This is a genomic window from Pedobacter sp. R-06 (genome assembly GCF_049913135.1).
GTDB lineage: Bacteria > Bacteroidota > Bacteroidia > Sphingobacteriales > Sphingobacteriaceae > Pedobacter.
Map to the genome: position 1 here is coordinate 2,719,530 of NZ_CP183977.1, position 19,580 is coordinate 2,739,109.

Consider the following 19,580-nt stretch of genomic DNA (forward strand, 5'->3'; position numbering starts at 1 on the left):
TAACAAATTTATTTTTTAGCGGGTGTTTTTACAACTTTCTTAACTGCGGGTGCAGCTTTAGCCGCTGTTTTTTTAACAACCGCTTCAGCTTTTTCTGATGTAGCTACCGGTGCTGCAGCTTTTTTAACTACTGTAGCAGCCTTTGAAGGTGCTTTAGCAGCTGTAGCTACTGCTTTCTTCGCAACTGTTGCCGATTCTTTTACAGCTTTATTAACTTCAGCAACCGGTTTTGCCAATACCTTCTCGGCTTTTTCTTCTGTTTCGATAGCAGCTACTTTGATACTTTGTACTACTGGTTTAGCCTTGGCTACTGCTTTCTTAACCACTTTTTCAGCAGATTTTTCAGATTTGCTTAATGCTTTTGCAACCGGCTTTTTCGCCGCTTTGGTCTTTTCTTTCGACGCACTTAATAAATCATCAATTTTTTGCCCCACATCTGCCTTTACGATAGTGAATTTCTTGGTTAATTTTTTAGCCACACGCTTACTTGCTTTTCCTACCTCCGTACTGATTTCCGATACATCATGACCTAAACTTTTGATCACATCCAAGAACTTATCGGCGATCGATTGTTCTAATTGTTTCTTTACTTCCTTTTTGGTGATTTTTTTTTGAGACTTCGGCTTAGTGGTTTTCATATTATTTTTCGTTTTTTTGTGAGGATGGATTAATTTCTATTAAATCTACTTATTTTTTTACTTTAAAGCTAAAACCATGCCTTCTTTTGATATTGTAAGTAAAGTTGATGCGCAAACATTAGACAACGCAATTAACAATGCTAAAAAAGAAATCCTTAACAGATTCGACTTTAACGGATCGAAAAGTACCATCGATCTGGATAAAAAAACAAATGTAGTAACCATTGTTACTGAAGATGATATGCGAATAAAAGCAATTGAAGGTTCCATTATCTCGCGGATGATGAAACAGAACTTAGATCCGAAAAGTTTAGATTTTGGCGATGAGCATCAGGCTTCGGGCAACATGATCAGAAAAGAAATCAGTATTAAGGAAGGATTAGATAAAGAAGCAGCAAAAAAGGTTGTGGCAAAGATCAAAGCCAGCGGATTAAAAGTTCAACCTGCTATTATGGACGATCAGGTTAGAGTAACTGCAAAAAAAATCGATGATCTGCAGGCCGTGATGAATCTTTGTAGAAATGAAGATTTTGGTCAGCCGTTACAGTTTATTAATATGCGCAATTAGAAAGCTTAATTGTTTAAATTGGTTAATCGGTTAACTGTACCGCCGTATTACTACAATTAAACAATTTAAACAATTAACCGATTAACCATTCAACTCATGGAAATCACCGAAAACGGTTTTATATTTTCCGATAAAAAAGAACTTTTAGATCCCGAGGCCATACATCATTATTTGAGTGTAGAATCTTATTGGGCTAAAGGCATACCTTTAGATACCGTAAAACGTTCTATTGAAAACTCGCTTTGCTTTGGCATTTACAAAGGAACAGAACAGGTAGGCTTTGCCCGTTGGGTAACCGATAAGGCTACCTTTGCATGGCTTTGTGATGTGTACGTCAAAGAAGGTTACCGCGGTTTGGGCTTATCAAAAAAACTGATGTCGTTTATGATCTTCCACCCAGATTTACAAGGCTTGAGGCGTTATCAGTTGGCTACTTTAGATGCCCATGGCCTATATGAACAATTTGGTTTTTCGCCAATTAAAAACCCAGAAAGCCAAATGGGCATTGTTATTAAAAACGCATATATTGAGGCATCAGAATAGATATAAAAACCTTTTTTCAACTCTCTTGTTTTCCTTACACATCAAAACATAGAGAAAACATGAAAAAGATATTTTTATTATCCACCGCTTTTGCCTTGGTACTTTCATTTCAGGCTTGTCAAACTGCCGATAAGAAATCGGCAACCACAAAAGATAGTGTTGCTGGCGATACAAACATGGTAAATGGCAATCATGCTACAGGAGCCGAAAGTACAGAATCTGGTGTTGATGAAGCTGGTGCAACTTTTTTAAGAAAAGCAGCAATTGGGGGCATCATGGAGGTTGAAGCCGCTAAGATTGCACAGAAAAATGCAAAAAGTGCTGAAGTGAAAGATTTCGCCGCTAAAATGTTAACCGATCATACGAAAGCCAATACAGAATTAAAAGCTTTAGCCGCAAACAAAAAAGTGATTACGCCTGATGCATTACCGGCAGATCAGCAGATCCATTTGGATGAAATGAAGAAAATGACGGGTGCTGCTTTTGATAAACATTATATGGATATGATGGTTACCGATCATGAAAAAACAGTAACCCTATTTAAACTGGGGATGCAAAACCGCGATCAGGCAATTAAAGGCTGGGCAGGCAACACTTTAAGTGTAATCGAATCTCATGATGAAATGGCAAAAAAAATCGTTGCCAATATGAAATAAACAGAGACAAATTTTGCTTTAAAGATCAAAATCCTGAATAATGAATTTCAGGATTTTTTTCGTTACCAAAATGTGTAAAAAACATCATTTTTAATACAATTTCTTCCAATAAAAAAATTAAAATTAACTTTCGCCGTTTAATACAAAAATACATAAATGAATAAGAGTAGAATTTTCAGCGCGCTGTTAAGTGTTGCGCTTGTAAGTGCAGTGCCAACTTTGGCCAACGCGCAAAAAGCCAATTGGCAAAATCTTGATCTTAAAAGTGATAGTACATTCGGAATCAGTACCGAAAAAGCATATAAAGAACTTTTAAAAGGTAAAAAATCTGTTAAAGTTATCGTAGCGGTAAATGATGGTGGCGTAGAAGCTACCCATGAAGACTTAAAACGGATTATGTGGGTAAATACCAAGGAGATAGCTGGTAATGGCAAGGACGATGATAAGAATGGTTATATCGACGATATAAATGGCTGGAACTTTATTGGCGGCCCTAAAGAATCTGTAAACTTCGAAACCTTAGAATTAACCCGTTTGGTTCGTCGCGATGAGGCGCGTTTTGCCAATACCACAGATGCGAATGTAGCAGAAAAAGATAAAAAGGATTTCGAAATTTTTAAAGCAGAAAGAGCCGATTTAGAAAAACAATTGGCAGAAGCTAAGGAAAATCTAGCAGGTATTACCGGTTTTAAAACAGCTTTAGATGCTGTAGTAAGGAAAATCGGCAAAGAAAACCCAACGGTAGAAGATTTTAAAAACTTCAAACCTTCTACAGAAGTTGAAGGCAGAATCCAAAATGTACTGAGCCAGCAATTAGAAAAAGGCAGCTTTAAAGATTTTTACGAAGATCAGATTGTAGAAGGACTTGATTACTATACACGCCAGGTTAATTACAACTTAAACCTTGATTACGATCCACGCGCCATAGTTGGCGATGATCCGAACAATGTTAAGGAGAAATTTTATGGCAATAACGACGTAGCAGGTCCTGATGCGATGCACGGTACACACGTAGCCGGTATTATTGCGGCTGATAGAACCAATAAACTTGGTATTTTAGGTGTAGCGGATAACGTTGCCATTATGGGGGTTCGTTGTACGCCTAATGGTGATGAAAGAGATAAAGATGTTGCTAATGCTATTCGTTACGCTGTTGATAACGGTGCAAAAGTAATCAACATGAGTTTCGGCAAGGCTTATAGCTGGAACAAAGCCATTGTTAACGAAGCTATGAAATATGCGGCATCTAAAGATGTATTGATCGTTCAGGCAGCAGGTAACGAAAACAAAAATATCGATGTAGAAAATAATTTCCCCAACCATAAAGATTTAGATGAGAAAACTATTGCATCATGGATTACCGTTGGTGCTTCAGGCCCTAAAGATGATGAAACACTAAAAGCCAGTTTCTCTAACTTCGGCAAAACCCAGGTAGATGTTTTTGCTCCTGGTGTTCAGATTTATTCTACTGTACCGGGTTCTAAATACAAAAATTTAGATGGAACCAGTATGGCCTCCCCTGTTGTTGCTGGCTTAGCAGGATTAATCCGTTCTTATTATCCAAAATTAACTGCGGCACAGGTAAAAGAAATCATTGTTAAATCGGTTACTAAAGTTAACCATAATGTAGAATATGCCAAAGGTGAAGAACCAGGTGCAGAAAAAGTTTCTGTTCCGTTCTCTGATCTTTGTATCAGTGGCGGTATTGTAAACACTTACAATGCATTAAAATTAGCAGCAACTTACTCAGGTAAGGCAGTCGCGAAATAATTTTTCTGTCTGTCATTCTGAGCGAAAGCGAAGAATATCCATAAAAAATGCGTCTTGATGTAAAATCTGGACGCATTTTTTGTTTATTTGAATGATTGTCATTGCGAGGCATGTAAATCCAAAGCATTAAGATTATCTTCGATTGGTAATTCGTAATTTGACATCAAGTTCAGTATCTATCTTACGTAAAGATCCTTCGACTACGCTCAGGATGACAAAACAAGTTTGGAATTAAACCAAAAGACAACTTAACTAAGCCAGTATCTTATCGGGCGTAATCGGCAGTGTCCTGATCCTCTTTCCTGTAGCATTAAAAACAGCGTTAGCTACAGCGGCAGAAAAACCGATCAATGCAATTTCACCCATTCCTTTTGCACCCATCGGATTAATGTAAGGATCGGGTTTATTGATAAAGTTAACATCAATTTCTGGCACATCGGCATTTATCGGAACATGGTAATCGGCAAAGTTGTTATTAATATATCTTCCATAACGGTGGTCGATAATCGATTCTTCGGTTAAAGCCATGCCAATACCGCCAACAGCACCACCGAGCATCTGGCTTCTGGCTGTTTTCGGACTTACAATGGTACCGGAATCGCCTACAGAAACGATTTTACTCACTTTTACTACGCCTGTAAGCGTATGAACCTTTACCTGCACAAAGTGGATGGAGAACGAATACATGGAGTAATTATCCCTTTCCTTTCCCCCTTGACTTTCTTTGGTTACTTCTATTTGCGGAAGATTATTCTTTTTTAAGACATCAACAAAATTAGCCGTTGCATCCATATTTGAATTTGCAGCCAGCTCAGCTATCGCAGATTTTAATGCCACACAAACATCATTCACTGCAGAGCCTACCGTAGATAGCGTAGCCGAACCACCCTGACTAGGTGCCGGTGGCAAAGAAGAATCGCCCAGCTCAAATGTAATTTTATTCACAGGGATCTTCATCAGTTTATTGGCGATTAAAGTCATGCCAGTTCCCGTTCCCGGGCCGATATCGCTGGTTGCACTTTGTAAAAGCAACGATCCGTCAGCCTTTAAAATGCCCTTTACACTAGCTTTACCTCTATTGGCATTAAAAACCCCAACACTTACACCATAACCTGTTTGCCATGGTCCGTCAATCAAACTGCCAGGCTTGTTTTTCCGGTTGCTCCACCCTATTTTTTCTGCCCCGATTTTATAGGCTTCTTTAATGTTTTTGCTCGAAAAAGGTTTGTTTTTCTGTTGATCGGTTTCCGGATCGTTTTTTATCCTGAAATCCAATGGATCCATATCAAGAGCATATGCCATTTCATCAATTGCACTTTCTAAAGCAAAAGCTCCCGTAGCCTCTCCAGGGCCACGCATCCATATCGGTACACCAAGATCAACTGGTACAATGGCATAAGCAGTATTCACGTTATCGCATTGATACATAAACTTCGCCATATTAACCACGCCTTCAGTAAAGTTCTCGTAAGTAGAGGTTTCGCCATAAGCCCTGTGCGTAATCCCTGTTAATTTACCATCTTTATTTGCGCCCAAACCAATGGTTTGTATTGCCGCTGGCCGATTACCCACCATGGTAAACATCTGCATCCTGGTAATCACCACTTTTACAGGCTTACCAATATGTTTAGAAGCCATCACCGTTGCAATTTCAAGCGGCCAGGTACGGAGTGCCATCCCAAAACCACCACCAACAAACTCCGAATTTACCTGAATATTCTCCATCGGAATTTTAAAAACATTTGCAATAGTGCCCTGAGTAGCTTTTACACCTTGTGTTTTGGCATAAACCGTAAGCTGGTTATTTGGCCTCCAATCGGCGATAATTCCATGAAGTTCCATCGGATTGTGCGTTTCGATAGGTAGAAAATATCTTTCTTCAAGCTTCACCTCCGCTGTTTTATAAGCGTTTTCTATACCACGTTTATAATCAGCCTGACCTTGAAGTTTCTTTGCCTTAGGATCTTTTAGCGCTTTTTCAAAATCAGTGTTAAAATCCTCTTTAGCATAAGTTGCTTTAACCAATGAAGCCGCATAAGTCGCCCTTTCGAAGGTATTGGCCACTACAATTGCGATTGGTTGTCCATTGTAGAAAATTTTGTCGGTATAAAAAATCTTCATCTGTGGACCACCTTCCTGTTCGTAAGCAGCTGCAGATGGCTTATTTAAATGCGAAACCACAGCAATTACACCTGGTGCTTTTTCAGCCGCCTTGGTATCGAGTGCTGTAATTTTTCCCTTGGTAATGGTACTGGTTACCAAAACACCATAGGTTAAACCTGGTAGTTCATACTCTGCAAAATATTTAGCTTGCCCCGTAACTTTTAAAATTCCATCTACGCGGTCGTTATCATCTTTTAAAATTCTCTTTTCCATAACTAAACTTTTGATTTTGCAAGATTCAACGCCTCGATTATTGTATTGGGTGCCAGTTTAAGTTTAAAGTCATTTCCTCCAAAACCTTTTGCATCCTTCATAGCCAGTTGGGCTGCCTGTTCAAAATTCGATAAGTTGGCTTCTTTTCCTTTTAAGAAATTTTCGGATGCTGTTAAACGCCAGGGTTTGTGCGCTACTCCACCCATTGCCAATCGAATATCAGTAATTTTATTATTGTTGAGCTCAAATGCTGCTGCAACTGATACAAGCGCGAAAGCATATGAAGCCCGATCTCTAACTTTAAGATAATGATAGTTTTTGGCAAGGTTATTTACCGGAATTTCCAAACGGATAATCATTTCGTCTGCTTTTAAGTTATTGTCTAACTGCGGCGTATCTCCTGCCAGGCGATGAAAATCTTTAAATAGCATTTTTCGCTCTCCTTTGGCATTGGCCAATACCACCTCAGCATCTAAAGCCGTTAATGCTACACACATATCGCTAGGATGAACCGCAATACATTTCTCTGAAGTTCCAAAAATGGCATGCATGCGGTTAAAACCTTCCATAGCGCCACAGCCTGTACCGGGTTGACGTTTATTACAAGGCATTTCGGTATCGTAAAAATAACCACAACGTGTACGCTGCATCATATTACCACCAACAGTAGCTACATTTCTCAGTTGGGCAGATGCGCCCGCTTGTAAAGCCCAGGAAAGTAATGGTAGTTTCTCTTTAATCAGGGCATGATCTGCAACTGCTGAATTAGAAGCCAAAGCACCAATATGGATTTTATTTCCAATCTGCTCGATCTGTTTTAATGGAACATGATTGATATCGATGAGTTTTTCGGGTGCCGTAACACCTCTTTTCATTAAATCGATCAGGTTTGTTCCACCCGCCAAAAATTTGGCATTTTTATCTTTTACCAATAAGGCAATTGCTGATTTTGCCGTGGTTGTTCTTAAATATTGAAAATTGATCATACCGTTTCACCTCCTTCCTTAACCTCAACAATAGCATCAACTATATTAGGATAAGCACCACACCTACAGATGTTTCCACTCATATATTCACTTATTTCTGCTCTCGAACCAGTATGCCCTTCGCGTACACAGGCTACAGCCGACATAATCTGACCGGGCGTACAATAACCACATTGAAAACCATCATGTTTGATAAATGCAGCCTGCATAGGATGCAAAGTATCGCCGTTGGCCAAACCTTCAATTGTAATGATTTTCTTTCCTTCATTCATTACTGCTAAACTGAGGCAAGAATTTACCCTTTGTCCATCAATATGCACGGTACAAGCGCCACACTGGCCATGATCGCATCCTTTTTTAGTTCCTGTTAGGTGTAATTCTTCGCGCAAATAATCTAAAAGCGTTACCCTGGGCTCAACCATAGTTTGATATGCTTTATTATTTACCGTAAGTTTTAACGGGATTTTCTCAAAAAGTTGAGCGAAACGTTCATCGGCGTTACTTTCAGCTGCTTTAACCGCAGCACCAGGCGTTAATGCAATGGCTGTAATTACCGAACTTTTTTTGAGGAAATCGCGCCTGCTATCACCCTGATTTGGTTTCTGATCGGAAGATTTCATAATTGAATATTTAAGATATTGGGATGTACTCCTAAGTTCGCTATTCTAAAGTTCAATATGTAGCAATTCGGAAATTTAGAATTATTCTATCGAGTAATATTTTCATGTAACTCACTAGAAATAAAACATTAACAAAATAATTTCCAAAATGTTCAACCAATTTATACTTTTATAACATGGACAACGTAAAACCACTACCCGATTTATCAGCAGAAGAACAACGTGTTTTAGGCGCATTAATAGAAAAAAGCCGCACCACGCCCGATTATTACCCAATGACTTTGAACAGCTTAACAGCTGCATGTAATCAAAAAAGCTCAAGAAATCCAGTGGTAAATTACGATGAGGAAACCATAACTTTAACACTAAACCAACTTAAAATAAAAGGTTTAATTTCCACTGCTACAGGAGGATCAAGCCGCGCAACTAAATATAAACATAACCTCGCCATTGTTTATCCTTTATTACCTTCGGAGCTCGCTATTATTTGTTTATTGCTTTTACGCGGACCACTAACGCCTGGTGAAATCAATAGTAATTCGGGAAGATTATATGAATTTGAAAGTATTGAAGAAGTTTTAGAACAGCTTCAAAAATTGTCGGATGAAGAACCTGCATTTGTAAAACAACTGGCAAAAAAAGCTGGTCAGAAAGAAGCGCGTTTTGTTCATCTTTTAGGGGAACAGGCCGAAACCACTGCAGAACCTGAAGCCGAAACAACAAACGCCCCCCAATTTGATCCTACTGAACTGGAAAGCAGGATAGAAAAATTGGAACTGGAAATTGAAGAATTGAAAGAACTGGTTAATTTATTGATGGATAAGTAGGTTTATTGGTTCATTAGTTCATTGGTTTGCTAACCTATCGGCATAATCAAAGCGATTGTCAATCTGAGCGTAATCGAAGACCGTTATATTACATTTTCCGTGCTACCTGCATCTTCTTGTTAGAAAATTATTAGGGCCTTAGCGAGACGCTAAGACCAGTATAGTATTTGAGATCTTACATAACAGATCTCTCCATTTCGTTGCACTCCAGTCGAGATGACGACAAGATTTAAACCTAAAACAAAAAGTGTTTGGCGATTAACCAAACACTTTATTAAATTTCCAATTAAGCTGGGAATGATAAAATCAATTAAGCCTCGTACTTTTTAAAAATAGTACTCGCGGTGTGACCACCAAAACCAAAAGTGTTATTTAAAACATAATTAATCTCCTTTTTAATACTTTCTCCCAACACAAAATTCAATCCTTTTGGAATATTTTCGTCCAGATTTTTGGTATTAATAGTTGGTGGCACTACATTATCTCTGATCGATAAAATACTGATTACACTTTCAACCGCTCCGGCAGCACCAAGTAAATGGCCCGTCATTGATTTAGTTGCACCAATTACGACAGGCAAACCATTAAACACCGTATTAATTGCCTGTAATTCACTTAAATCACCCAAACCGGTTGAAGTAGCGTGTGCATTAATATAATCGATTTTATCAGCAGTAATTCCGGCGTCTTTTAAAGCTTTTGTCATACCCAAAGCCGCGCCAATACCATCAGGAGGCGTCCCGGTTAAGTGATAAGCATCGGCTGCCATTCCACCACCAATAATCTCGGCATAAATGTGGGCACCACGTTGTAAAGCATGCTCTAAATCCTCTAAAACCAATGCACCAGCACCTTCGCTCATTACAAAACCATCTCTGTCGGTATCAAAAGGTTTAGAAGCTCCTTGTGGATCCTCATTGTTTTTAGACAAGGCCTGAGCAGCATTAAAGCCGCCTACAGATGACTTGGTCAATGCAGCTTCAGAACCACCGGCAATCATTATACTTGCTTTACCCAAACGAATGGTGTCGAAAGCATTGATAATGGCAGTATTGGATGATGCACAAGCAGATACAGTACAATAGTTTGGTCCACGCAATTTATGACGGATGGAAATTGCTCCAGCCGCAATATCGACAATCATTTTTGGAATGAAATAAGGATTAAATCTTGGTGTTCCGTCACCGGCATGAAATTCTTCCAACTGTGCTTCGAAAGTACCGATCCCACCATTTCCGGTTGCCCAGATTACGCCAATTTCAGCCAATTGATCATCGGTCATTGCAGTAAAATCTAATCCTGCATCTTTTATCGCCTGATCGCTCGATCCGATTGCATATTGGGTAAAAAGGTCGTACTTTTTAATCTCTTTTTTCTCCAGGTATTCTTCGGGATTAAAATCCTTTACCTCGCCCGCAAAGCGGGTTTTGAACTTACTGGCATCAAATTTTGTAATGGGACCAATGCCACTTTTCCCGGCCAATATCTGCTGCCAGAATTGCTCAACGGTGTTACCAAGTGGCGTTATAGCACCTAAACCTGTTACTACTACTCTTTTCATTTTAATAATTTTTAGTCAATATTCTTGAATAAATAATCGACCAATGATTGTACGCGTGGGGCAATAATTAATATAGCAGGGATGGCTACAATGTAAGAAATGCCCCATGATTTTAACCAAACTTTCATAAAGACCGATGTAAATCCAAGATTAACACTTATGGCCGCGAAAGTAACTATTCCTGTAGTAAAAACCACCATAATAAATGCAAATGCCAGCTTCTTTTTCATCCCTGCTATATTTTTAATTCTGTACTGAATCAACCCAGGCTTTTCTGTTGGCATTCATCACATTAAGTGAATCAACTGGCGACTGTCTGAACAGTTCGTAAATTTTAGCGGTATCACCCACCCTGATTTCAAATTCATCATTGGCTAAAGCAGCCAAGAGCTCATCGGCTACAACAGATGGTTTAATTCCGTTATGACCGCCAATTTCTTTTGAGAATTCAGTATCCACCAATGGCGGCATCAATTCGAAAACCTTAACAGAAGTTTCTTCTAAACTCAATCTTAGGGAAGTGCTGTAAGAATGTAGTGCTGCTTTACTGGCTGCGTAAGTCGGTAAAGTAACCCCAGGAACATAAGCCACTATAGACGAAACATTTACGATAGCTGATTCACTTTGTGTCTTTAAAACAGGCAGCAATTTTTGATTGATCCTGATGATCGACAAATAGTTGGTCAACATTTCATCTTCTGCATTGGCAAAAGCATCTTGATTGGGGTCGGCTAAATTATACAGGATGGCTCTTCCTGCATTGTTGATGACGATATTTAATTGAGGAAAATCCGCTTTAATTTGGGCTACCAATTGATCTACGTCTTCAGCCTTGCTTACATCAGAAAGAATGGTGGTTACATTTTGTAGTGATGCAGCAGCTGCATCTAGTCGTTCCTGGTTTCTACCAGTAATAATTACGTGATTATCTAAAACAGTTAACTGTTTTGCGATTTCTAAACCGATACCAGCTGTTCCGCCGATCAATAAAACGGTATTTTGTGAAGTTTTCATTTTATATTTTTTTTTTAAAATTTTAAGATTAAACAAGTACTCACTGCGTGAGCATAAACAGTATTATTTTCACCAACTAATTGCGCTTCTACCAAGGCGGTACGCCCACCAAGGTTGATCACCTTCCCTACGGTTTTTAGTTTCCCAGTTTGGATGGTAATGGCTTTCAGGAAATTTACCTTCAGCTCTAAAGTGGTATATCCTTTTCCGGCAGGTAAAAGAGAGTGTACAGAACAGCCCATAGCCGAGTCTAAAATAGCAGTAATTACCCCGCCATGTACAGTACCGATCGGGTTGTAATGAAACTCCTGAGGCGTAAATTCGAAAACCACATTGCCCTTTTCAATCAGACTTACACTAAAATCCAAGGTATGCAACAATGGCGGCAGCGGAAATTTATGATCGCTCATGGCCTGCAGATAATCAACACCATCCATCTGCATAGCTTCCTTCGCTCCTTTCATAGGGTCTTCCCAAGTTATTGTTCTGGTTCTTTTCATGATAAAATACCAATCGGTATATTTTAGTTTAAAAATTTTTAGCCGAGGCTATTGATATATTTTTTTAACGAATCCATAATTAAATTCCAATGTGCAGGTTTAGCGGTTAATCTTGAGATCATAATCCCACCTTCTATTATAGCAATAATGGTTAGTGCAACCTGCTCTGGATTGTGATCTGCACTAATTTCTTTGACAGAAATACCAGTTTCAACCAGTTTAGCAATTTTATTTTTCCAGCCTAAAACTGCTTTCAAAACTTTTTCCCGCAATTCGGGATGGGTATCATCAGCGTCAACTGCAGTATTTAAAACAGGGCAACCTCCTTCTGACACTGAACCATCAATAAATTTTTGATAAATATTGATGTACACCAAAAGCTTATCCTTTACGCTAACTTGTTTGTTCATGTCAGCATCTATCCTAGATGAAACATTTTTCAGGTTATAATCAAAAGCCGCCAGCGCCACTTCATCCTTATTGGCGAAATTACCGTAAATACTACCTTTTGTTAAACCTGTAGCGGCAGTAATATCATTTAAAGAAGTACCTGCATAACCTTTCATATTAAAAATAGGTGCGGTTTTCTCCACAATGAAATTTCTTGTTTTTTCTGCCTTGGTCATGTTCTTTTAAATTGACAATGCAAATATATACCAATCGGTATATTAAATACAAATATTTTTATCAGCGCAATCTCCTTTTAATTGGAGCAATTTATTTTACGTTTGAATTTTGTAACTTTGATTTATGAACAAGCCAGAGACCATTGAAGATTTTTATCAGAACAAATTTAGTTTCTTACCAGACAACCTACAGAATGGCGTAGGTCATTTTAACGTGTTCAAGTTAGAAGATTGTTTAAGGGATGACCATAAGCCAATGAGTTATAACCGCAGGGATTATTACAAAATCTGCCTTACCCGCGGACATAATGTTTACCATTATGCAGATAAAAGCATCGAAATCAATGGTACAGCTTTAATCTTCTTCAATCCGCTTGTACCTTATACATGGGAACTGGCCAGTGGCAAACAAAGTGAGGTGACAGGCTATTTCTGTATTTTTACAGAAGCTTTTTTCACTGAAAAGATCCGTGGAAACATAGGCGATTTGCCCATGTTTGTACCTGGCGGGAAACCGGCATATATTTTAAATGAAAAACAAGATGCCCAAATAGAAAGTATTTTCCATAAAATGTTTGAGGAAATCAATACCGATTACATCTATAAATACGATCTGCTCAGAAACTATATTACTGAAATTACACACTTTGCGCTAAAGACGCAACCATCTGAAACACTGTTCAAACATACAGATGCTAATGCAAGGATCACTTCTGTTTTTACGGAGTTATTAGAGCGGCAATTCCCCATCGAAACAACTACGCAAAGGTTTACCATGCGTTCAGCCAAAGATTATGCTTCGCAACTTTCGGTACATGTAAACCACTTAAACCGTGCAATTAAAGAAACCACTGGCAAAACCACCACGCATTATATTACTGAGCGCTTATTAAGTGAGGCTAAAGCTTTACTCAAGCATACCGACTGGAATATATCAGAAATAGGTTATTGCCTCGGTTTTGAAGAACCTACCCATTTTAATAACTTTTTTAAAAAACTAACCAACCACACCCCTACTTCTTACCGAATTGTTTGAATTTCGTAATCATAAGTTTGATTAACGTAATAAAGCGAATTCATTTGCACTGTAATTTTGTCTTAACAAAAAAGAAAAACTATGGGCAAGAAAAAAGTTTGGTTTATTACCGGAGCTTCAAAGGGCTTAGGATTAAGTTTGGTTTATCAGTTGCTAAATGCTGGTCAATATGTTGCGGCCACATCAAGAAATATCAGTGAACTTAAAAAAGCAGTAAATAATGATAGCGGAAAATTCCTTCCTCTAGCCGTTAATCTCGCCGACGAACAAAGCGTTGATGATGCGATAAAAGCGACTATTACTAAATTCGAAAGAATCGATGTAGTCATCAATAATGCAGGTTACGGAATTGGAGGCAGTATCGAAGAGCTTAGCGATGCCGAAACACGCAACAGTTTTGATGTTAACGTTTTCGGAACACTGAATGTTATCAGAAAAGTTTCACCTTATTTAAGGACACAACGAGCCGGACATATCATCAACATTGCATCAATTGCAGGTATTGCAGGCGCAACCGGCTGGGCGGTATATGCAGCAGCAAAATCGGCTGTGATTGCATTATCAGAAGTATCGGCAGAAGACCTAAAAGAATTTGGCGTAAAAGTAACTGTTGTGGCTCCTGGTGCATTCAGAACCAGTTTCTTAACTGCTGACTCGCTGATTTTGGCAGCCAATCCAATTGGAGAATATGAAGAAGTACGGGCAATACATAACAAATACCTAAAAATGGACGGACAGCAGATCGGTGACCCCGAAAAAGCTGCTGCTGCTATGATTTCACTGGCAAGTATGCCTAATCCACCCCTTCATTTACTTTTAGGGAACGATGCTTTTCAAAGAGCAAACAACAAATTAGAATCACTACAGAAGGAATTTAGAGACTGGAAAGCCATTACAATTTCAACAGATTTCGACGAAAATTAATTAATAGACAAAAAATTATGGAAAATCAAAAAGTATGGTTTGTAACAGGCGCATCAAAAGGCCTGGGACTTACATTAGTAAAAACATTATTAAGTAGCGGCCTTAACGTTGCTGCAACTTCAAGAAACCTAAGCGACTTAATAAAAGCAGTTGGTGAACACGAAAACTTCTTACCACTAGCGGTCGACCTAATCGATGAAAACAGCGTAGAAGCAGCAGTTAGTCAAACGATCAGCAAATTTGGACAGTTAGATGTGGTAGTAAACAATGCTGGCTATGGCATGCTGGGTGCTTTAGAAGAATTAAGCGATAAAGAATCGCGTCAAAATTTCGATGTAAACGTTTTTGGTTCGTTAAATGTAATCAGGAAGGTGCTTCCTCAATTGCGGAAACAACAATCGGGTCATATTTTCAATATCTCTTCAATCGGTGGCTTTTCGGGTAACTTCCCTGGTTTTGGGATCTATTGCGCTACAAAATTTGCAGTGGTTGGCTTCACCGAATCGTTGGCGGCTGAAGTAAAATCGATGGGAATTAAAGCAACAGTTGTAGAACCCGGTTATTTCAGAACAGCATTCCTAACTGAAGGATCATTAGCGGTACCGAATAACCCAATTGATGCCTACAAAGAGGTACGCGACTCGCAAGCAGCGCATCAGAACGACATCAACAACCAACAGCCAGGCGATCCGGCCAAAGCAGTTGAAGTAATTATTGAGGCTTCTAAAAGTGAAAATCCACCACTTCATTTATTTTTAGGTCCTGATGCTTATCAGGTAGCTGATGCAAAAATTGCAGATGTACAAAGAGATATGGCCAATTGGAAATATCTGGCTACTGCCACTAACTTTGACGAGGTTGGTGCTTAATTATTATTTAATCAAGAACTGGCAGCTAGTCGGTTCTTGATAATTATGTTAAAAACTTGTTTCTAAATCTTTTCCATCTATCCATAAAAAATTGGATGACGACCATCATCATTAAATAAATACTCAAATTGATCAAATAAAAGACAGCAATATTTACTTGTTCAATGCTCAAATATTTATTATAAGAAGTTGAGTCGTACCATTCCAAGAATCTGTTTATCAAAAAAAGTGGAATAATCGCTAGCAAACCATTGAAAAGCCTGTACCATCGAGATTTTAAGAAAAAACTGATCCAAAGTAATTGGCTTAATATCAGGTACCAGATCACATCGAACCATGAAATGACCCAACCAGGTCCAAAATAAAAATCTACATAGCCGTATCTTTCTTCAGCTTTAGAGGAGAAAATGTTAAACAGGGCTAAACTTATCTTGACGATAAAGTAAATACATGCAGCATACTTGATTACTAAACTTGGTGTACGATCTAACTTTTGTAAAGTTGGAGATACATGAAAAATACAATACCAGATACTCCAAAACCCAAAGCCTATAAATTGCGCTTGAGCAAGGACCGTTAAGATCAATTGAAACATAGAAAATAAAGTTTTATGGACGATAAACTGTTTACTTTTATTTACCGTGTTGCCAACAATAACCACTACTATCCCCGTTTCTTTTACATCTCGCCCCTTTTTTTGTTAATGCTTTGCATTGCCCAACATAAACTGATGTAGAACTACTGACTTTCTTTGGCTGGCTATAAAAACTTTTCGATCTTGAGATTTTTGAACTACAGATGCCACAGGTTCCACCGTTATTGCAGTATTTGCAGCTCGAGCAGGTAGAACATGCATCACAGGGACTTAATCCATAGCAAGTTGCAACAGGTTCTTTTCTTAGATTTGTTTTTGGTGAAAAACTACCAAACAGCAATAAGCTACCCAATAGTAAGATGTAAATTGTTTTCAGAGATAATCAGATTAAGAGCTTAGGATAAAATTTAGATTTCTAATTTAGGATTAAATATTGATAATCTTACACATCAAAATATCTCCTCCGTAACCATTTCGCCAAACTAACCAGCGCAATTAATGCTGGTACCTCTACCAACGGACCGATTACACCAGCAAATGCCTGACCCGAATGGATGCCGAATACACCAATGGCCACTGCGATGGCCAATTCGAAGTTGTTGCCGGTAGCGGTAAAAGCAATAGCGGTACTTTTGCTGTAATCTGCACCAAAATATTTGCCGGCAAAGAAGCTGATCACAAACATTACCACAAAATAAATTACCAATGGCAAGGCAATTCGCAGCACATCCATTGGGATCTGCACAATTAATTCTCCTTTTAAACTGAACATTACCACAATGGTAAATAACAGCGCGATTAAGGTCATCGGAGAAATCATTGGTACATAAGTGGAATAGAACCATTCTTCGCCTTTCCACTTGATCAGTACTTTTTGACTTAAAATGCCGAATACAAACGGAATCCCAAGATAAATCCCTACACTCTTTGCTATTTCTGCAATGGAAATAGATACAGAAAGGCCTTTTAAACCAAAAATGGGTGGTAAAACCGTGATAAAAAAATATGCAAATACACTGTAAAGCAATACCTGAAAAATACTGTTCAGGGCAATTAAACCAGCTGCATATTCTCGGTTCCCATCGGCAAGCTCATTCCATACCACCACCATGGCAATGCACCTGGCGAGGCCGATCATAATTAAACCGACCATGTATTCAGGATAACCATGTAAAAAGATAATCGCCAGGAAAAACATTAAAAATGGGCCAATGATCCAATTTAAAACTAGTGAAGCTCCCAAAACCTTAATATTTTTAAATACCTCGCCCAAGTTTTGATAATTTACTTTTGCCAATGGTGGGTACATCATCAGGATTAATCCAATTGCCAGAGGAATGTTGGTATTTCCACTGGAAAAAGAACTGATCCACACAGTGGAAGAAGGAAATAAATAGCCCAGCGATACACCTAAAAGCATCGATAAGAAAATCCAAATCGTTAAATACCGGTCTAAAAAACTGAGCTGTTTTCGTTTAATTACAGGCGCACAATTATTTGCCGACATGTTATCCTTTTAAATTTTCGTTTACAAAATCCTCCATGTAAGCTTTAACCAAAGCTCTCGTACTTCTGAATTGCGCCATGATTTCTTCATCGGTACCTATGGCTTTTGCAGGATCGGGGAAGTTATGGTGCATTTTTATCGCCTGCGTTGGGAAATACGGGCAACTTTCTTTCGCATGGTCGCAAACGGTAATCACATAATCGAAAGGCACATTAAAATATTCCTCGATATTGTTAGAGGTTTGGCCTGAAATATCTATTCCATCTTCGGCCATTACTTTTATCGCCTTTGGGTTAACGCCATGAACTTCGATGCCAGCACTATAAATTTTGGCTGTGTTTTGGGCGAAATGTTTCAAATAACCTTCTGCCAGTTGACTTCTGCAACTATTTCCGGTGCAAAGCACCAATACATTTTTCATTCCTATAAATTTTGAATCATTAACAACATCCACTTCCTGGAGAACAACTATTTTGGCCAGCTGCCAGATTAACCAATTCTAGCTTTTGCTTTATCGGCTGAGCAGGCGCACAACATTCTTCGCCGGTTTCGGTGGTGCCACAGCTTCCGCCACGGTTAATTGCTTTACATTGGGTAGCATCAGGTGTCAAATCCAAAATTAAGTTCTCCCCGTCAATTTTAAATTCACCCGGAAACATCTGCCTCGTATCGAACGCAGAATTGCCAAATTCAATTTTCACAATTCCATTGGGATTTAAAGAGATTTTACTTTCTACCAAATTGATAATGGATAGTGCTTTTTTCACCTGCATAGCCCTACCCGTTTCTTGTTCGGTAGGTTCCCATAACTGTACAATAATTTCAGTCCAGGCGTTCATCACGCCTCCACAATCTACCGAAACAATCGGCGCCTGTTTAATTTCGGTGATGTGATAATTGGCATTTACCCACTTGCCCGGCGCATATTGAAACTGTAACATCAATTCTGGATGTTGCTGAAGATCAGCCTTAAAGCTGCTCCATTCTGTTGAAGATGTATTAATCATAATATTGCAATTTAACGATTGATTTAAGTAAAAAATTTTAACAGCAGTTTTGCTCGCCCTTATATGCAGCAAAGAAATCGCCCAGCTGTGTTTGTAGTAATCTCCAGGTTTTAGGTTCTATACAATAGCAAATACTCACACCCTCGATAGTGCCCTGTATAATACCTGCATTTTTAAGTTCTTTTAAATGCTGAGAAATGGTAGCCTGAGCTAAGCCTAGTTCCTCAACCAGATCGCCACAGATACAAGTATTCGATTTAAGGATGCGTTGAAGAATTGCTATCCGCGCAGGATGTGCCATCGCTTTTAATAACGCTGCCATCTGGTTCTGCTCTTCTGTGAAGATTTCTGTTTTGGTAAGTCCCATAATTATATATCGCAATATTACGATAGACAATCCAGATATCAAAATTTATTTTTAAACTTACACTAGCACGCTACAGAATTTCTATAGATTCGATACTTTACTTCGTGTATAAAATATTTTAAATTAAATTTAATCATGTGGAAATTTTATGCAATACTCTCCGCTTTTTTTGCTGCTGCAACGGCTATTTTAGCCAAAGTTGGACTAAAAGGCGTTAATGGAAATGTGGCAACGGCTATCAGAACTATAGTAATCCTGTTTATTGCCTGGGGCATTGTATTAGCAACGGGAGAAATTTCACAGCTGAAAACATTGAATAAAAATAACCTGATATTTTTAGGTTTATCGGGCTTAGCAACAGGTTTGTCGTGGATTTTCTATTTTAAAGCACTCGAAACAGGAAACGTTTCTAAAGTGGCCCCGATTGATAAATTAAGTGTCGCCATTGCTATGGGTTTAGCTTTTTTGATCTTAAAGGAACCGATAGATGCTAAAACATTAATTGGAGGTGGATTGATTGTAGCTGGTAGTATGGTGATTTTGCTTTAAAACAGTCTGAAACTTGGAGTTTGGAGACGATTAACTGATTT

The 19,580-nt window shown here is 38.6% G+C and carries 23 protein-coding genes; 9 read left to right on the forward strand and 14 right to left on the reverse strand.

Annotated features, from left to right (window positions below; translation table 11 throughout):
- Positions 1–8 precede the first annotated feature (8 nt).
- A complete protein-coding gene (locus tag ACN9MR_RS11150; protein WP_426329760.1) occupies positions 9–638 on the reverse strand; it encodes a hypothetical protein in 630 nt (209 codons plus the stop codon).
- A gap of 76 nt (positions 639–714) precedes the next feature.
- Between ACN9MR_RS11150 and ACN9MR_RS11155 the strand changes: the two genes are divergently transcribed.
- From ACN9MR_RS11155 to ACN9MR_RS11170, 4 genes are all read left to right on the forward strand, one after another.
- A complete protein-coding gene (locus ACN9MR_RS11155) occupies positions 715–1,206 on the forward strand; it encodes a YajQ family cyclic di-GMP-binding protein (protein ID WP_426329761.1) in 492 nt (163 codons plus the stop codon).
- A 96-nt stretch (positions 1,207–1,302) separates the two neighbouring features.
- Complete coding sequence (locus ACN9MR_RS11160; protein ID WP_426329762.1) at positions 1,303–1,749, forward strand: GNAT family N-acetyltransferase; 447 nt, start codon at positions 1,303–1,305, stop codon at positions 1,747–1,749.
- Between the two features lie 59 nt (positions 1,750–1,808).
- A complete protein-coding gene (locus ACN9MR_RS11165; protein WP_426329763.1) occupies positions 1,809–2,405 on the forward strand; it encodes a DUF4142 domain-containing protein in 597 nt (198 codons plus the stop codon).
- A 156-nt stretch (positions 2,406–2,561) separates the two neighbouring features.
- The gene (locus ACN9MR_RS11170) at positions 2,562–4,175 is read left to right on the forward strand and encodes a S8 family peptidase (RefSeq protein WP_426329764.1); all 1,614 of its coding nucleotides are present in this window, start codon (positions 2,562–2,564) and stop codon (positions 4,173–4,175) included.
- Between the two features lie 252 nt (positions 4,176–4,427).
- On the opposite strand, the gene ACN9MR_RS11175 is transcribed toward ACN9MR_RS11170, so the two are convergent.
- Genes ACN9MR_RS11175 through ACN9MR_RS11185 form a run of 3 tightly spaced genes read right to left on the reverse strand, consistent with a single transcriptional unit; the run spans position 4,428 to position 8,157 of the window.
- Positions 4,428–6,551, reverse strand: a complete 2,124-nt coding sequence (locus ACN9MR_RS11175) for a xanthine dehydrogenase family protein molybdopterin-binding subunit (RefSeq protein ID WP_426329765.1) — start codon at positions 6,549–6,551, stop codon at positions 4,428–4,430.
- Between the two features lie 2 nt (positions 6,552–6,553).
- On the reverse strand, positions 6,554–7,537 hold the full coding sequence (locus tag ACN9MR_RS11180; RefSeq protein WP_426329766.1) for an FAD binding domain-containing protein: 984 nt from the start codon (positions 7,535–7,537) through the stop codon (positions 6,554–6,556).
- On the reverse strand, positions 7,534–8,157 hold the full coding sequence (locus tag ACN9MR_RS11185; RefSeq protein WP_426329767.1) for a (2Fe-2S)-binding protein: 624 nt from the start codon (positions 8,155–8,157) through the stop codon (positions 7,534–7,536). The genes ACN9MR_RS11180 and ACN9MR_RS11185 overlap by 4 nt, the downstream gene beginning before the upstream one ends.
- Positions 8,158–8,333: 176 nt before the next feature.
- Between ACN9MR_RS11185 and ACN9MR_RS11190 the strand changes: the two genes are divergently transcribed.
- Positions 8,334–8,984, forward strand: coding sequence for a YceH family protein (locus tag ACN9MR_RS11190; protein WP_426329768.1), 651 nt, complete (start codon positions 8,334–8,336; stop codon positions 8,982–8,984).
- A 310-nt stretch (positions 8,985–9,294) separates the two neighbouring features.
- Here ACN9MR_RS11190 and fabF read toward each other — a convergent pair whose 3' ends face one another.
- The 5 genes from fabF to ACN9MR_RS11215 are packed head-to-tail and all read right to left on the reverse strand — an operon-like array spanning position 9,295 to position 12,685.
- Positions 9,295–10,545: a beta-ketoacyl-ACP synthase II gene (gene fabF, locus ACN9MR_RS11195; protein WP_426329769.1), complete on the reverse strand. Its 1,251-nt coding sequence runs from the start codon at positions 10,543–10,545 to the stop codon at positions 9,295–9,297.
- Positions 10,546–10,556: 11 nt separating this feature from the next.
- A complete protein-coding gene (locus ACN9MR_RS11200; protein WP_426329770.1) occupies positions 10,557–10,775 on the reverse strand; it encodes a DUF2798 domain-containing protein in 219 nt (72 codons plus the stop codon).
- A 13-nt stretch (positions 10,776–10,788) separates the two neighbouring features.
- Positions 10,789–11,559 carry an SDR family oxidoreductase gene (locus ACN9MR_RS11205; RefSeq protein ID WP_426329771.1) on the reverse strand — a complete coding sequence of 257 codons (771 nt, stop codon included), beginning with the start codon at positions 11,557–11,559 and terminating at the stop codon, positions 10,789–10,791.
- A gap of 14 nt (positions 11,560–11,573) precedes the next feature.
- Positions 11,574–12,059 (reverse strand): PaaI family thioesterase, encoded by a 486-nt coding sequence (locus tag ACN9MR_RS11210; protein ID WP_426329772.1) that lies wholly within the window; start codon positions 12,057–12,059, stop codon positions 11,574–11,576.
- 38 nt (positions 12,060–12,097) lie between these two features.
- Entirely contained in the window at positions 12,098–12,685 is a 588-nt protein-coding gene (locus tag ACN9MR_RS11215) for a TetR/AcrR family transcriptional regulator (RefSeq protein WP_426329773.1), read from the reverse strand.
- Between the two features lie 124 nt (positions 12,686–12,809).
- On the opposite strand from ACN9MR_RS11215, the gene ACN9MR_RS11220 reads away from it, so the two are divergent.
- From ACN9MR_RS11220 to ACN9MR_RS11230, 3 genes are all read left to right on the forward strand, one after another.
- The gene (locus ACN9MR_RS11220; RefSeq protein WP_426329774.1) at positions 12,810–13,721 is read left to right on the forward strand and encodes a helix-turn-helix domain-containing protein; all 912 of its coding nucleotides are present in this window, start codon (positions 12,810–12,812) and stop codon (positions 13,719–13,721) included.
- A gap of 81 nt (positions 13,722–13,802) precedes the next feature.
- Entirely contained in the window at positions 13,803–14,645 is an 843-nt protein-coding gene (locus tag ACN9MR_RS11225; protein ID WP_426329775.1) for an SDR family NAD(P)-dependent oxidoreductase, read from the forward strand.
- 17 nt (positions 14,646–14,662) lie between these two features.
- Positions 14,663–15,514 (forward strand): SDR family oxidoreductase, encoded by an 852-nt coding sequence (locus ACN9MR_RS11230; protein ID WP_426329776.1) that lies wholly within the window; start codon positions 14,663–14,665, stop codon positions 15,512–15,514.
- Between the two features lie 632 nt (positions 15,515–16,146).
- Here the strand turns inward: ACN9MR_RS11230 and ACN9MR_RS11235 are convergent.
- From ACN9MR_RS11235 to ACN9MR_RS11255, 5 genes are all read right to left on the reverse strand, one after another.
- On the reverse strand, positions 16,147–16,461 hold the full coding sequence (locus ACN9MR_RS11235; RefSeq protein WP_223191067.1) for a DUF5763 domain-containing protein: 315 nt from the start codon (positions 16,459–16,461) through the stop codon (positions 16,147–16,149).
- A gap of 90 nt (positions 16,462–16,551) precedes the next feature.
- The gene (gene arsB / locus ACN9MR_RS11240) at positions 16,552–17,616 is read right to left on the reverse strand and encodes an ACR3 family arsenite efflux transporter (protein ID WP_426329777.1); all 1,065 of its coding nucleotides are present in this window, start codon (positions 17,614–17,616) and stop codon (positions 16,552–16,554) included.
- Position 17,617: 1 nt separating this feature from the next.
- Entirely contained in the window at positions 17,618–18,037 is a 420-nt protein-coding gene (locus tag ACN9MR_RS11245) for an arsenate reductase ArsC (RefSeq protein WP_426329778.1), read from the reverse strand.
- 19 nt (positions 18,038–18,056) lie between these two features.
- A complete protein-coding gene (locus ACN9MR_RS11250) occupies positions 18,057–18,623 on the reverse strand; it encodes a DUF6428 family protein (RefSeq protein WP_426329779.1) in 567 nt (188 codons plus the stop codon).
- Between the two features lie 37 nt (positions 18,624–18,660).
- On the reverse strand, positions 18,661–18,990 hold the full coding sequence (locus ACN9MR_RS11255) for an ArsR/SmtB family transcription factor (protein WP_426329780.1): 330 nt from the start codon (positions 18,988–18,990) through the stop codon (positions 18,661–18,663).
- A 135-nt stretch (positions 18,991–19,125) separates the two neighbouring features.
- Between ACN9MR_RS11255 and ACN9MR_RS11260 the strand changes: the two genes are divergently transcribed.
- Positions 19,126–19,539 carry an EamA family transporter gene (locus tag ACN9MR_RS11260; RefSeq protein WP_426329781.1) on the forward strand — a complete coding sequence of 138 codons (414 nt, stop codon included), beginning with the start codon at positions 19,126–19,128 and terminating at the stop codon, positions 19,537–19,539.
- The last annotated feature ends 41 nt before the right edge of the window (positions 19,540–19,580 follow it).

Bases quoted from the DNA above. Each gene is read 5' to 3' on its own strand.
- ACN9MR_RS11150 (WP_426329760.1), bottom strand. From the start codon at position 638: ATGAAAACCACTAAGCCGAAGTCTCAAAAAAAAATCACCAAAAAGGAA.
- ACN9MR_RS11155 (WP_426329761.1), top strand. From the start codon at position 715: ATGCCTTCTTTTGATATTGTAAGTAAAGTTGATGCGCAAACATTAGAC.
- ACN9MR_RS11160 (WP_426329762.1), top strand. From the start codon at position 1,303: ATGGAAATCACCGAAAACGGTTTTATATTTTCCGATAAAAAAGAACTT.
- ACN9MR_RS11165 (WP_426329763.1), top strand. From the start codon at position 1,809: ATGAAAAAGATATTTTTATTATCCACCGCTTTTGCCTTGGTACTTTCA.
- ACN9MR_RS11170 (WP_426329764.1), top strand. From the start codon at position 2,562: ATGAATAAGAGTAGAATTTTCAGCGCGCTGTTAAGTGTTGCGCTTGTA.
- ACN9MR_RS11175 (WP_426329765.1), bottom strand. From the start codon at position 6,551: ATGGAAAAGAGAATTTTAAAAGATGATAACGACCGCGTAGATGGAATT.
- ACN9MR_RS11180 (WP_426329766.1), bottom strand. From the start codon at position 7,537: ATGATCAATTTTCAATATTTAAGAACAACCACGGCAAAATCAGCAATT.
- ACN9MR_RS11185 (WP_426329767.1), bottom strand. From the start codon at position 8,157: ATGAAATCTTCCGATCAGAAACCAAATCAGGGTGATAGCAGGCGCGAT.
- ACN9MR_RS11190 (WP_426329768.1), top strand. From the start codon at position 8,334: ATGGACAACGTAAAACCACTACCCGATTTATCAGCAGAAGAACAACGT.
- fabF (WP_426329769.1), bottom strand. From the start codon at position 10,545: ATGAAAAGAGTAGTAGTAACAGGTTTAGGTGCTATAACGCCACTTGGT.
- ACN9MR_RS11200 (WP_426329770.1), bottom strand. From the start codon at position 10,775: ATGAAAAAGAAGCTGGCATTTGCATTTATTATGGTGGTTTTTACTACA.
- ACN9MR_RS11205 (WP_426329771.1), bottom strand. From the start codon at position 11,559: ATGAAAACTTCACAAAATACCGTTTTATTGATCGGCGGAACAGCTGGT.
- ACN9MR_RS11210 (WP_426329772.1), bottom strand. From the start codon at position 12,059: ATGAAAAGAACCAGAACAATAACTTGGGAAGACCCTATGAAAGGAGCG.
- ACN9MR_RS11215 (WP_426329773.1), bottom strand. From the start codon at position 12,685: ATGACCAAGGCAGAAAAAACAAGAAATTTCATTGTGGAGAAAACCGCA.
- ACN9MR_RS11220 (WP_426329774.1), top strand. From the start codon at position 12,810: ATGAACAAGCCAGAGACCATTGAAGATTTTTATCAGAACAAATTTAGT.
- ACN9MR_RS11225 (WP_426329775.1), top strand. From the start codon at position 13,803: ATGGGCAAGAAAAAAGTTTGGTTTATTACCGGAGCTTCAAAGGGCTTA.
- ACN9MR_RS11230 (WP_426329776.1), top strand. From the start codon at position 14,663: ATGGAAAATCAAAAAGTATGGTTTGTAACAGGCGCATCAAAAGGCCTG.
- arsB (WP_426329777.1), bottom strand. From the start codon at position 17,616: ATGTCGGCAAATAATTGTGCGCCTGTAATTAAACGAAAACAGCTCAGT.
- ACN9MR_RS11245 (WP_426329778.1), bottom strand. From the start codon at position 18,037: ATGAAAAATGTATTGGTGCTTTGCACCGGAAATAGTTGCAGAAGTCAA.
- ACN9MR_RS11250 (WP_426329779.1), bottom strand. From the start codon at position 18,623: ATGATTAATACATCTTCAACAGAATGGAGCAGCTTTAAGGCTGATCTT.
- ACN9MR_RS11255 (WP_426329780.1), bottom strand. From the start codon at position 18,990: ATGGGACTTACCAAAACAGAAATCTTCACAGAAGAGCAGAACCAGATG.
- ACN9MR_RS11260 (WP_426329781.1), top strand. From the start codon at position 19,126: ATGTGGAAATTTTATGCAATACTCTCCGCTTTTTTTGCTGCTGCAACG.